Below are 12,544 nucleotides of genomic sequence, written 5' to 3' on the forward strand. Positions count from 1 at the left end.
TCGTCCAGTTCCTCGGCCTGATCCGCTGGCCGTTCCTAGTGCCGTATCTTGTCCGGGTGGCGCGAGAGCCGGACGCCTCCGACGCGCGGAAGGAGGCGGTGGATGTCGTCTTCCAGTCGTTCAACCGGTATCTTGGCGTGGCTGTGGGCGAGCATCTCGGGTACCTCTCGACGGCGCGTGGAGCGTCCTGGTGGGGGCCGCGATCCTGCAGAGCAACGACGTGCGGTTTGGCTGGGGCTGGTGGGCATTGTGGTGGGCGCGGTGCTGGTGCTCTGCTCGCTGGAGTTCGTCGGACCTTTCGAGAGCGACGGCTGGAAAGTGGCCGCCGCCCTGACTCCGGTCACATACATTGCCTGGTCGCTGCGGCTCGTGACGACGGTCGTGGCAATGTTGGTGTGACCTGGGAGCACGCCTTTTGTTCCACAGCGGTAACCCCCGGGAAACTCAAACCTGCTTATTATCTGGCTATGGCTACCAAACAGCACAAGACTTTCTGCGCCCCTTGTGGCGCCACGACGAACCACGTCACGTCCTACGGATCACCCGACGGCGGAAGTGGCATCTCGGTGATTAGCGTCAGGTGTGCCGAGCACTCTGAGCTGCGTTTGTGATCTGCGATGTCCCACACGCCACTCAAGGCACAATCCCTTGCAACGGTAATGCCCATCCCATCGAAAATTCCATTGGCCCGAATCGGTGTGGCTATTCTACGGTCACGCTCTTGGCCAGGTTGCGCGGCTGGTCCACGTCATAACCCTTGGCGGAGGCGAGTGCGAGGGCGAAGATCTGGAACGGCACGGTAGCCAGCAGGGGTGCCAGGAGCGTGGGCGTCTCCGGGATGTAGAAGACGTGCTCGGCGTAGGCCTTGACCGCTTCGTCGCCTTCCTCGGCGATGACGAGGGTCTTTGCGCCGCGGGCCCGGACTTCCTGGATGTTGGAGACCACCTTGGCGTGCAGCGAGTTCCGGCCGCGCGGGGACGGGACCACCACGAAGACCGGCTGGCCTTCCTCGATCAGCGCGATCGGGCCGTGCTTCAGCTCGCCGGCGGCAAAGCCTTCAGCGTGGATGTAGGCCAGTTCCTTGAGCTTGAGCGCGCCTTCCATGGCCACCGGGAAGCCGACGTGGCGGCCCAGGAACAGCACCGACTTGGCGTCGGCCATAGCCTTGCCGAGTTCCTTGATCTGGCCCTCGTTGTCAAGGATCTGCTGGATCTTGGCCGGGATCTTGCCCAGGTCGGCCAGGATGTCCTTGATCTCGCCCTGGAACTTGTTGCCGCGCAGCTGTGACAGATAAAGGCCCAGCAGGTAGGCGGCGGTGATCTGCGCCAGGAAGGCCTTGGTGGAGGCCACCGCGATCTCCGGTCCGGCGTGCGTGTACAGCACGGCATCGGACTCACGCGGAATGGTGGACCCGTTGGTGTTGCAGATCGAGATCGTCTTGGCACCCTGTTCCTTGGCGTACCGGACGGCCATCAGGGTGTCCATGGTCTCGCCGGACTGCGATATGGAAACGATCAGGGTGTTCTCGTCCACGATCGGGTCGCGGTAGCGGAATTCGTGGGAGAGCTCCACCTCGGTGGGGATCCGGCACCAGTGCTCGATCGCGTACTTCGCAACCTGCCCGGCGTAGGCGGACGTGCCGCAGGCCAGCACGATGATCTTGTCGACGCTCTTGAGCAGCGCGAGATCGATCCGGAGCTCATCGAGGGTCAGCTTGCCGTCAAGGTCCGAACGGCCCAGCAGCGTGTTGGCGACGGCCTCGGGCTGGTCGTGGATTTCCTTCTCCATGAAGGACGGATAGCCGCCCTTCTCGGCCGAGGCCGGATCCCAGTCAACGTGGTATTCCTTGCCTTCCGCGGGAGTACCGTAGAAGTCGGTGATCTCCACGGAGTCGGCGGTGATGGTGACGATCTGGTCCTGGCCCAGTTCCACGGCGCGGCGGGTGTAGTCGATGAAGCCGGAGACGTCCGAGCCGAGGAAGTTCTCACTCTCGCCCAGGCCCACCACGAGGGGCGAGTTGCGCCGGGCAGCGACCACGACGTCGGGCTGCTCCGCGTGCACGGCCAGAAGGGTGAAGGCGCCCTCGAGGCGCTGGCAGGCAAGCTGCATGGCCTTGGTCAGGCCACCCTTGGAGATGTCGCCGTTGAGCTGCTTCCGGTAGATGTCGCCCAGCAGGGCGGCTGCTACTTCGGTGTCGGTTGCGGAAAGGAACGTGACGCCTTTACGTACGAGGTCAAGTTTAAGTTCGGCAAAGTTTTCGATGATGCCGTTGTGGATCAGCGCCAGCTTCCCGTCGTCGGCCAGGTGCGGGTGCGCGTTCTGGTCCGTCGGTCCCCCGTGGGTTGCCCATCGGGTGTGGCCAATGCCGGTCAGGGACTCCGGCAGGGGTCTGACCTCCAGGTCGGCAATCAGGTTGCTCAGTTTTCCTGACTTCTTGCGGGACGAAATGGTTCCGTCCGACACAACCGCGATCCCCGCGGAGTCGTAACCCCGGTACTCCAGGCGGCGAAGCCCCTCCAGTACAACGTCCAAAGCGTTGTGCCCACCATTTACCCGGCCCGATGAATGGCCCACATATCCTACGATTCCACACATTCTTGAAACGGTACAGGCTCAAAGGGCATCGGCGAATCTTAGGCAATGTGAAGCCACTCACACTTTCCCCGCTTACATCCTACCGAAATGGCATTACGGCTGGACGCCAGCTGCCATCACAGCCGATTCGTCCGCACTGGCATGGAGTAGCACCGCGTCAGCAATAGTGGACGCAATCCTTTGTGCCACCTCCATTTCGGTGGCTTCAACCATGATCCTCATGACAGGTTCCGTACCTGACGGACGGAGCAGTACACGTCCCTTGCCTTCCAGGTCGTTCGTCGCCTGTTGCACCATGTCCTGAATAATCGGATGCGTTGACGCTATTGTCTTGTCCACACCTTTTACGTTGATTAATACTTGCGGCAAGCGCACCATTACGGCGGCCAACTCTGCCAGCGTCCGCCCGGAGCGAGCTACTTCTGCGGCAAGGTGCAGGCCGGTCAAGATTCCGTCCCCTGTGGTGGCAAAGTCGGCCAAGATGACGTGCCCGGACTGTTCTCCGCCCAGCGTGTAACCGCCCTCTCGCATGCTCTCCAGTACATAGCGGTCACCGACCGCCGTCTCCATGACCGTGATGCCAGCCTGGCCTAGGGCGATCTTCAATCCAAGATTGCTCATGACTGTCGCGACAATTGTTCTGTCCCTGAGTTTTCCTGCGGCGTCCAGTGCCGTCGCCAAGATTGCCATGATCTGGTCCCCGTCTACCACGTGGCCGAGGTTGTCCACTGCCATGCAACGGTCTGCGTCACCATCGTGGGCAATGCCCAGATCAGCTTTGTGGGCGATGACGGCAGCTTGGAGGGTGCCCATATGAGTGGAGCCGTAGCCATCATTGATATTGAGCCCGTCCGGATCAGCGCCGATCACAATTACGCGGGCCCCTGCGTCTTCGAACACCCGCGGAGAACAGGCACTCGCTGCGCCGTGCGCGCAGTCGAGGACAACGGTCAGACCATCCAACCTGTGCTGAAGTGAGGATAGGAGGTGGGCGACGTATCGATCTTCGGCGTCCGCAAATCGATGAATGCGCCCAATGCCGGCCCCTATAGGACGGGGACTGGGCCGCGTGAGCTCCTCCTCGATGGCGTTCTCAAGGTCGTCCGTGAGTTTGAGTCCGCCGAAAGCTAAAAACTTGATTCCGTTGTCATGAGCCGGATTGTGGGAAGCAGAAATCATTACGCCGAAGTCCGCCCCAAGATCAGCCGCAAGATAAGCGGCCGCGGGCGTCGGGATAATAACTGAGTCAAACACGTCAACACCGGCACTAGCCAGACCTGCCGCCATGGCAGCCGCTATATAGTCACCGCTTATTCGTGGATCGCGTGCGATCACAGCAGCAGGACGCAACCCGGTCCGGGGTCCTGTGTTCCCCAAGACCACAGCCGCAGCCTGCGCCAGCTTCATCGAGAGCTCTGCGGTAATCAAGCCGTTGGCCAGACCGCGTACACCATCAGTTCCAAACAATGAGCTCATGGAGACTGATAATAGCGTTGCTTTGTAGACAGGTGATTCACACGGCGCTCGGTAATCCATCGTTCCGCTTGGAAAGAGTTCATCTAATCCGCCTATCGCGGTCCAGGGGTTGTCAACCGCGTCTGCTACGAAGCGCAGGAATTCGCTATCCCGGTTTCGGGGCCCAGTGCCAAAATCGGCTCGGTGACCTTCCGGACAGCGAGATGCAAGTGAACACCCAAGTCTGTTGAATACAGGTATTGTTCCGGAAGAACGCGACGCTGCCCAGGTCCGATTGCGTTACATTGCCGTTACGCACGAGGCGATCAAGAAGCCTTCGTCTTGTGCTGATTTGGTCTCAAAACCACACCGCAGGCAGCGCCAAAGATCGCAAGTTCGTAGTGCGGCACGTCATGCGCCGGTTGCAACCCGGCGGCTGGCCGTACATCCAACCAGCTGGAAAAGACCTCGGCCACCCACCCGGCCTTGGGCGCCACGGCACGTTGAACGCACCTTGGCGTTACGCCTTTAATGAACCCGTATGTAATCCCATGTTTCCCAACAGGCCCGTGAGCAGAATTCGGCCGGGGGTCCTACGCCGGAGCGAAACTCTACAGAACCGGCACTTTGGGCCCAGCCTGACTAATCGGAGCAGCATTGAAAACATGAATCCACGTTACGCATGAGACACACGTCAACGAACGAGTGTCGAGCACCCGTCTTTGAAGCACGATTGCTCGCTGATACTCATCCGCTATGGGGTCCGTTTTTAATTGCTCCACCACCATTAGTCGGCCAGGCCATGGGTGGATGACCGTCGTCCATTGCCAAGGAGCGCGGCCCCGTCAAAAAGACTCGACAGCTGACCGGCTCGTCAGTCGAGCATAAGTCGTTCTGGAGCCGCTCACATGTCGGCCAGAACGGACCCCGGACTCTCAATCGCGTCAGCCACATAGCGCAGGAACCCACCGGCCGTTCCGCCGTCGCATACGCGGTGGTCAAAGGTGAGGGTCAGTTCGGTAACTTTGCGTACGGTCAACTCTCCATTGACGACCCACGGCTTGTCGATGATCCGGCCAACACCGAGAATTCCCACCTCCGGGTGGTTGATAATCGCGGCGGATCCGTCCACTCCGAAGACCCCGTAGTTGTTCAGCGTGAAGGTACCGCTTCCCAACTCCGAGGGTGTCGCCTTGCCTTCTCGCACTACGGCGGTAAGCCGGCGAATTTCGGCATCCAACTGGCGGGCACTCATCTTGTCCGCGTTGCGCACTGATGGCACCATCAGTCCGCGGTCCGTCTGTGCTGCGAAGCCGAGGTTGACGCCGTCGAATGCAACGATCTCCTGGCTCTCCCCGCCCGCGGCGTCCTCCGTGGTGACAATCCTGGTGTTCAGCTCCGGATACTTCTTCAATCCAGCGGTGACAAACCGTGCGATGAAAGCCAGCAAGCCTGGTGTGTTATGCGGGTCCGCCTTCTTCAACGCAGCACGCATTTCCACAAGAGCTGTAGCGTCCACGTCGACCCATACCGTCGCCTCCGGAATCTCGGAGCGGCTGCGGGACATGTTCGCGGCAACGGCCTTGCGAACGCCCCGGACCGGCGTCCGGGCTGTGATGCCGAGGCCGGTGCGGGAGTCGGTTTCACCGCGGCGGGTTTCGTCAGGTGCAATGACGGATCGCCTGGTTTCGACAGGCTCAACCAACGACGGACGTGCCACCGCAGGGGCGGGAGCGATTGCTGCCTCGACATCCTTACGCATGATCAGCCCACTGGCTCCCGACCCCTGCAGCCCTCCCAAATCAACTCCGTGGTCGCGGGCCATCCGGCGGACCAGCGGCGAAATCACCGCACCGAGTTTCCCTGGTACGCGGGTGCGCAGGAGCAGGAGATCGTCGGCGGTTTTCTCCGCACTCGTGATTTCGACAGGCTCAATCACCGGGGTACGAGTTGCGACAGCACCGGTCTCGACAGGCTCGACCACCGGCTGCTTCCGTGCGCGCGTGCGACGGGCTACACCGTGTCCGCCTGGTGTTCCGTAGCCGATGAGGACGTTGCCGGAGCCGGCTTTTTCCTCTTCCCTGTAGGTTTCAGCCGCGGTTTCGAGAGGCTCAACCACCGGCGCGCTGGTATCGACAGGCTCGCCCAACGACTTAGCACCAATGGGTGTGACCGATATAAGAGGCTTGCCGACGTCGAGCGTCTGGCCCGGCTCCCCGTGAAGCACGGCGACGGTGCCGGCGTACGGGGACGGGACCTCTACCATGGACTTCGCTGTCTCAACCTCGGCGATGGGCTGGTCGACCCGAATTTCGTCGCCCACGGCCACGAGCCAGTTCACCAGTTCGGCTTCTGTGAGGCCTTCGCCGAGGTCCGGCAGCAGGAATACTTTCGTTTCGCTCATCTGATCAGTCTTCCCACTGGAGGTCGTCAACGGCGTCGAGGATGCGGTCCACGCCGGGCAGGTAGTAATGCTCAAGTTTCGGCGCCGGGTACGGCACGTCGAAACCGGTGACGCGGCGGATAGGGGCGGCCAGGTAGTGGAAACAGCGCTCCTGCACGCGCGCCACGATCTCCGAGGACACCGACGCGAAACCATGGGCCTCGGCAATGACCACGGCACGGCCGGTCTTGCGGACGGAGGCACAGACAGTCTCGTCGTCGAACGGCACGATGGAGCGGACGTCGATCACTTCCAGCGAGCGCCCTTCATCGGCCGCGGCTGCCGCGGCAGCCAGCGCGGTGGGCACGGACGGGCCGTAGGCGATCAGCGTGGCATCCGTGCCGGGACGTGCAACGGCGGCGCGGCCTTCCGAGGAAGTCCCCCGCTCGGTGTTGGCGGCGTGCTCGGCGCGGAGGCCTTCCAGGTCCACCAGGTCCTTGGACCAGTAGAGCTTCTTGGGCTCCATGAACATCACCGGGTCGTCGGAGTCGATGGCTTCGCGAAGCATGCGGTAGCCGTCGGCCACGGTGGCCGGGGTGAAGACCTTCAGGCCGGCGGTGTGGGCGTAGTAGGACTCGGAGGAATCGCAGTGGTGTTCCACTCCCCCGATGCCGCCGGCATAGGGAACCCGGATGACGATGGGCAGCTTGACCGCGCCCTTGGTCCGGTTGTGCATCTTGGCCACGTGGCTGACGATCTGCTCGAAGGCCGGGTAGGCGAAGGCGTCGAACTGCATTTCTATTACCGGGCGCATGCCGTTCATGGCCATTCCCACGGCCATGCCGACGATGCCGGATTCGGCCAGCGGGGTGTCGAAGCAGCGGGATTCGCCGAAGGTCTTGGTGAGGCCGTCGGTGATCCGGAAGACGCCGCCGAGCAGGCCGACGTCCTCGCCGAAGACCAGCACGGAGGAGTCTGCGTGCATGGCGTCGGCCATGGCGGTGTTCAGTGCCTTGGCCAGGGTGATGGTCTGCGGGCCGGTTGATTCAGCCGAGGCTGCCGCCTTGGCGGCGGCGCGCGCTGTGGCGGCACTGACGTTGCCGTTGACCTCGGAGGAGGTGGTAACGGTGGGGCTCATTTTGTGGCCTCGTCCCGGGAGATTTCGTCAGCGAGCATGGCGGACTGTTCCTTCAGCTGCGGAGTGGGAGTGGAAAAGACGTACCGGAACAGGTCCTGCGGGTCGACAGGGACGTCCTCGCCCAGGCCTTCGCGGAGCTGCGTGGCAACTGCCTCCGCCTTCTCCGCTATCCGGGCGGCGCCCTTGTCGTCGAGCAGTCCGCGGTCCGTCAGGTAGGTCTGCATCCGCTTCAGCGGATCCTTGGCCACCCACTGGGCCACTTCGCTGTCCTGGCGGTATCGCGTGGCGTCATCGGCGTTGGTGTGCGCCTGCATGCGGTACGTGTGGGCCTCCACCAGGAGCGGGCCCGAGCCTTCGCGGGCCAGTTTGACCGCGCGGCCCAGCACGGCAAGGAGGGCGACGACGTCGTTGCCGTCCACGCGTTCGCCGGCCATGCCGTAGCCCACGGCCTTGTGCGCCAGCGACGGCGCCACGGACTGGTGGGCCAGCGGCACCGAGATGGCGTACTGGTTGTTCTGCACAAAGAAGACGACGGGCAGATGGAAGACGGCCGCGAAGTTCAGCGCCTCGTGGAAGTCGCCTTCACTGGTGGCGCCGTCGCCGCACATGGCGAGGACCACGGTGTCTTCGCCTCGGAGTTTGGCGGCATGAGCAACGCCGACCGCGTGGAGCAGCTGGGTGGTCAGCGGCGTGCACTGGATTCCCACCTTGTGTTTGGTGGGGTCGTAGCCGCTGTGCCAGTCGCCGCGGAAGAGGGTCATGGTCTGGACGGGGTCCACGCCGCGTGCCATAACGGCTACGGAGTCGCGGTACGTGGGGAAGATCCAGTCGCCGTCGGCAAGGCAGAGGGCGGCTGCCACCTGGCAGGCCTCCTGGCCGTGGCTGGACGGGTAGACAGCCATGCGGCCCTGACGGACCAGGGCGGAGTTCTGGTCATTGACGCGGCGGCCGACAACGAGCTGCTCGTACGCGGCCAGCAGCTCGGCGTCGCCGGGCAGCGCGTACTCGTGGCCGGGCTGGGCGCCCTGCTCGGTGTGGGGGTTCAGGGTGCCGTTCTGGTCCACCATCTGGATCTGGTGGCGGGCCGGCAGCATGTAGTCCTCCACCGTGATGCCGAATTTGCGCACAGCCTCGGCTGCGGCGCCCTCGCTCACGTGGTTCCCGGCCGGCTGTTCCGGTGCGTCCTGCCCGATGGCGGTGTGGTCCGCGGAGATCGTCATTGGTCCGTCCTTCTGTAGCCACTATTCGCTTCAAGTATCGCCCTGAAAGAACTTTCGTATCCAGTCATAGGCGGGATCGTGGAGAAGTATGAGATTCTGGCCTCATCTGAAAGACGAATCGTAAGTGTGAGCTGCGTTACCGGCGGGAGTTGTGGACAAATGGCTGAGACCGAAGCAGACCAGGTGGCGGTACCACTGGACGACGTGGACCGGAACATCATCGCGGAGCTGACCCGGGACGGGCGGATGTCCGTCACCCAGGTGGCGGAGAATGTGCATATCTCACGGGCGCATGCCTATACGCGGATTGCGAGGCTGACGGGTGAGGGCGTGCTGACCAAGTTCACGGCGCTAGTTGACCCTATTAAGGCGGGGCTCAAATCGTCCGCCTACGTGACCCTCAAGGTGAGGCAGCATTCGTGGCGAGAGCTGCGTGAGCTGCTGCGAGCCATCCCGGAGGTCCATCATATTGCACTGGTGGGCGGGGACTTTGACGTCATACTGCTTGTACGGGCCGTGGACAACGTGGACCTGCGCCGGGTGATCTTCGATCAGCTGCAGTCCATGCCTGGCGTGCTGGATACGCAGACGTTCCTCGTGTTTGAGGATGTTGATACGCGCTAGATCCTCGGCCGCTACGACCCCGTGTCCAAGGCCTACTAAATCCGAAACGAGGGTAGAAACCGGAATGCCGTTGCTCCGACGCCATCCACCTGATGCGCGGAAACCGGACACGCGGCGGGGAAAAGGTTCCCCGGAAGCTTGACTAGAGACCCAGGAACACACACCCACCGCCGGTGCCGGGGATCATGGCGAAGGTGAGTCATGTCGTCGCGCAGATTGCAAGCGCCGCTCCAGTCCCCTAGCCCGCACTTTTGAGAAAGTTGCATGCGGACGTCCTTGGTAGTTCTTGCGCGCTGTTTGCGGATCCGATTCTCCTGCTCCTAACAGAGGGCCTCTGTCCGACGCAGCTAGAGTGCAAAGAGTCACGACAAGCATCAACGTCATTATGTTGAAGCCGGACGGACGCAACGGCGTCTCGGTTACGCAGCGGACTACGAGAAATAGCACCATGGCCATGGAAAGTCCACTCGTAGCGACTCGGGACCGTACTGCGTAAACCAGCATCACAGTAGTCAAAATCATGAGGGAAAATAACCCTACGAGCCCCTCGCCGCCCAGCGTCTGAATCCATTGGTTGTGGGCTTGGGCTGCAGCGTCAAAGTTCGGCAGGTACATGCTTCGATATTCATCGCCCAACAGAGTCGGACCATAGCCCCAGATCGGGCTCTGCTGGAATCCGTATAGTGCAGCGGCCCAGATATCGGTGCGTCCCGTCAGGGTGGAAGCCTTCTCGGGCAGCAATTGAGAAAGGAAGCCATTTCCACCAAATGCGGCCAGAGAAAGGAGCGCGACGCCGGCAATGTAAAGGGAAAACCGCAGGAACTTGCCAAGAACGGTGTGCATGACCAACAACCCGGTCACTATCGCAATGTAAGCCGTCGTCGATTGCGCGAGGACGATAGCCAAAGTGAAAAGGATGCGCCAGGCAATCTTAGATCGGGAATGAAGTTCCAAGAGAAACCCGAATCCAGCTATGGCAGAAAAGCCGTTGGGATGTGCAACAATTCCTTGCATTCGGTGGAAGCCAAAAACAGTACGGGCTTCTTCAATATTGAATGCAGTCTCCGGCGCAACGAACAGCATCGCGAAGCTCAAGATCACTATTACTCGCACTGCGATCCGGGCCATTCTAAGTAGCCACTCCAAGGAGTATCTCTGATTGAAAAGGAACGCAAAAACCACAAGGGGGGTTGTCCAATAGACTTCCGGAAACGCCGGAATTATTCCGCCAATACTCGACATAAACAAAGCGGCGTAGAACAACACAACGGAGACTAAAAGTCCTGTAGCCTTTCGCGAGGGAGTTCTGACGGCGCCCAGAATGGCAGCAACAGACAATGCGATGGCAACATAGGCCAGGGCACGGTTGAATACTGTGAACAGGCTGGAAGCTCCTCCCGTGAGCGGGTACATCGCCACGGCAAGGGTACTGAGTGGGCCGCAGATAAAAATGAGCCCTTCTAGCATCCAGTTCCCTCCGCGCCGTTCTGCGGCCGGAGCCCACTTTCCAAGAACAAAAATGAACCACACGCCCAAGCAAAGCGCAATGGAGCACGGAATAGCATATTGAAGAAGAGTCTCCACGGACTTCAACCCTAATCTCTGCATAAATACTGGGGCGCCTCGCAGCAGTCATATTAGGTTGGACCGCGGGACGTGATGACTAATACAAATAGATCAAGTGATCCGGTTACCCAGATGTTCAGCACTGACGTCCACGGTTGCCTCCGTCAGCGTTACTTCCGCATCGGACGCAGTATCGAGTGGAATGGTGCTTTTCGCACCGTCTCTCGACAGCCTCAACTCCGGCTTCGCTTTCAGGACACCACGCTTGGACACTGTTCCCGCGACTTCGGGCGCGGCGGTTCCTGTACCGCCGACTCGCATCGATGGACGCTCGACGAACTTGTAGACGATGTGAGATACCAGAAGACTCAGGCAAGTGCCCAGAACAATCGTTGCCGCGACTTCCACTACACGAGGCAGGTCAAGCCTTCCAATAACTGACCAAACAACGAGAGCTATTGGAAAATGCACTGCGTACAAGCTGTAGGAGCGGGCTCCGAGCCATTGAAAGCTCGGCCGTGTTGGAAGATTCCAGGAACCTGGCGGAACTCGCACGAGCCCTACAGTGAGGGCAGAGAAACCTACCATCCAGATACCTTCTCCAACAAGCCCCGAGAGTTGGGGCAAACGCAAGAGTCCTACCGCGATGCAGGACGCAGCAATCGAGATAAGAGCGATGTTAGATATTTCCCGCCTTCGCGCGACAAAGGCAAGAATCGCACCAAGAAGAAACCAGTGGGCTAGGGAAAAAACAGGAGAATCTATGAGTTTGTTCATTAACAGAACACCGCTCAGCATGATAATCGCAGAAAAATAGATATTGACTCGTCGTTTCAATGCCAGCAGCAGAGGGAATATCACATAGAGCTGCGCTTCAACAGATATCGACCATAGTGGCGGGTTGATCTGATACATCCATTCCGGGCTCAGATTTTGCAGCAGAAATATGTGCGATGCCAAGCCTGCTGGTGTCACAGGGCCAAAGGTTCGCAGACTCGGCGAAGGGGCCAGGAGCCAATCGGATAAGCCCACTACGACGAGTAATCCGAGCGCTACAGAAACATAGTACGTCGGCAGGATTCTCCACGCCCGCCTTCTGAGATATGTGCGGAGTGTTGTTTGCGTTCGCCCGGTCAGTGTCCGGTTCTCCTCACTCCAAAACAGAGCAAATCCGCTCAGGAGAATAAACAACCAGACCATCTGCTTCCCGAAGAGCCAGGGCCAGAGAACTAAATGCTCTAGATCCGCCGTCCATATCGGACCAACCGGATGATCCGGCCCCAGCATTCCCCAAGTGTGGCCTACTGCCACAATAATTGCGGCCAGCCCTCGCAGTCCGTCGATAAACGGCAAACGTTGCGCCGGAGTAGACCGCTTCCTGCGCCTACCTTTTTCATCGGTTGTCCGAGCTCTCCGGCTCCATATTCTAATCCCCACCACCGAAGAGTAGCAGCGACCGCGCCCCGCCGTTAAATATTGAGGTTCCGCTAATCAACCGCGCACAGAAGGCAAAACACGCCTACCGGCCACACATGGCAGGATTCGGCCCACCCATGAACTCAC

9 protein-coding genes are annotated in these 12,544 nt (G+C 60.6%); 2 read left to right on the forward strand and 7 right to left on the reverse strand.

The window, feature by feature from the left end:
* The first annotated feature begins 102 nt into the window (after positions 1–102).
* Positions 103–399, forward strand: a complete 297-nt coding sequence (locus ACSQ1X_RS16250) for a hypothetical protein (protein WP_436058400.1) — start codon at positions 103–105, stop codon at positions 397–399.
* Between the two features lie 303 nt (positions 400–702).
* On the opposite strand, the gene glmS is transcribed toward ACSQ1X_RS16250, so the two are convergent.
* From glmS to pdhA, 5 genes are all read right to left on the reverse strand, one after another.
* The gene (glmS, locus tag ACSQ1X_RS16255) at positions 703–2,595 is read right to left on the reverse strand and encodes a glutamine--fructose-6-phosphate transaminase (isomerizing) (protein ID WP_436058401.1); all 1,893 of its coding nucleotides are present in this window, start codon (positions 2,593–2,595) and stop codon (positions 703–705) included.
* A gap of 93 nt (positions 2,596–2,688) precedes the next feature.
* The gene (gene glmM / locus ACSQ1X_RS16260; RefSeq protein WP_436058402.1) at positions 2,689–4,071 is read right to left on the reverse strand and encodes a phosphoglucosamine mutase; all 1,383 of its coding nucleotides are present in this window, start codon (positions 4,069–4,071) and stop codon (positions 2,689–2,691) included.
* Between the two features lie 883 nt (positions 4,072–4,954).
* Positions 4,955–6,454: a dihydrolipoamide acetyltransferase family protein gene (locus ACSQ1X_RS16265; RefSeq protein ID WP_436058403.1), complete on the reverse strand. Its 1,500-nt coding sequence runs from the start codon at positions 6,452–6,454 to the stop codon at positions 4,955–4,957.
* A gap of 4 nt (positions 6,455–6,458) precedes the next feature.
* Positions 6,459–7,571 (reverse strand): alpha-ketoacid dehydrogenase subunit beta, encoded by a 1,113-nt coding sequence (locus ACSQ1X_RS16270; RefSeq protein ID WP_436058404.1) that lies wholly within the window; start codon positions 7,569–7,571, stop codon positions 6,459–6,461.
* Entirely contained in the window at positions 7,568–8,791 is a 1,224-nt protein-coding gene (gene pdhA / locus ACSQ1X_RS16275) for a pyruvate dehydrogenase (acetyl-transferring) E1 component subunit alpha (RefSeq protein ID WP_436058405.1), read from the reverse strand. The genes ACSQ1X_RS16270 and pdhA overlap by 4 nt, the downstream gene beginning before the upstream one ends.
* A 159-nt stretch (positions 8,792–8,950) precedes the next feature.
* Here pdhA and ACSQ1X_RS16280 point away from each other — a divergent pair, with 159 nt between their 5' ends.
* On the forward strand, positions 8,951–9,415 hold the full coding sequence (locus tag ACSQ1X_RS16280; RefSeq protein ID WP_028271531.1) for an Lrp/AsnC family transcriptional regulator: 465 nt from the start codon (positions 8,951–8,953) through the stop codon (positions 9,413–9,415).
* 183 nt (positions 9,416–9,598) lie between these two features.
* Here the strand turns inward: ACSQ1X_RS16280 and ACSQ1X_RS16285 are convergent, their stop codons facing one another.
* Both ACSQ1X_RS16285 and ACSQ1X_RS16290 read right to left on the reverse strand, forming a co-directional pair.
* Entirely contained in the window at positions 9,599–10,999 is a 1,401-nt protein-coding gene (locus ACSQ1X_RS16285; protein ID WP_436058406.1) for an O-antigen ligase family protein, read from the reverse strand.
* 93 nt (positions 11,000–11,092) lie between these two features.
* Positions 11,093–12,421, reverse strand: coding sequence for an acyltransferase family protein (locus ACSQ1X_RS16290; RefSeq protein WP_436058407.1), 1,329 nt, complete (start codon positions 12,419–12,421; stop codon positions 11,093–11,095).
* Positions 12,422–12,544 lie beyond the last annotated feature (123 nt).

This window comes from Arthrobacter sp. LjRoot78, assembly GCF_964254335.1.
In the GTDB taxonomy this organism is placed as follows: domain Bacteria; phylum Actinomycetota; class Actinomycetes; order Actinomycetales; family Micrococcaceae; genus Arthrobacter.

What these genes read in the sequence shown, in the direction of transcription:
- ACSQ1X_RS16250 (WP_436058400.1), top strand. Translation starts at nt 103, where the DNA reads ATGTCGTCTTCCAGTCGTTCAACCGGTATCTTGGCGTGGCTGTGGGCG.
- glmS (WP_436058401.1), bottom strand. Translation starts at nt 2,595, where the DNA reads ATGTGTGGAATCGTAGGATATGTGGGCCATTCATCGGGCCGGGTAAAT.
- glmM (WP_436058402.1), bottom strand. Translation starts at nt 4,071, where the DNA reads ATGAGCTCATTGTTTGGAACTGATGGTGTACGCGGTCTGGCCAACGGC.
- ACSQ1X_RS16265 (WP_436058403.1), bottom strand. Translation starts at nt 6,454, where the DNA reads ATGAGCGAAACGAAAGTATTCCTGCTGCCGGACCTCGGCGAAGGCCTC.
- ACSQ1X_RS16270 (WP_436058404.1), bottom strand. Translation starts at nt 7,571, where the DNA reads ATGAGCCCCACCGTTACCACCTCCTCCGAGGTCAACGGCAACGTCAGT.
- pdhA (WP_436058405.1), bottom strand. Translation starts at nt 8,791, where the DNA reads ATGACGATCTCCGCGGACCACACCGCCATCGGGCAGGACGCACCGGAA.
- ACSQ1X_RS16280 (WP_028271531.1), top strand. Translation starts at nt 8,951, where the DNA reads ATGGCTGAGACCGAAGCAGACCAGGTGGCGGTACCACTGGACGACGTG.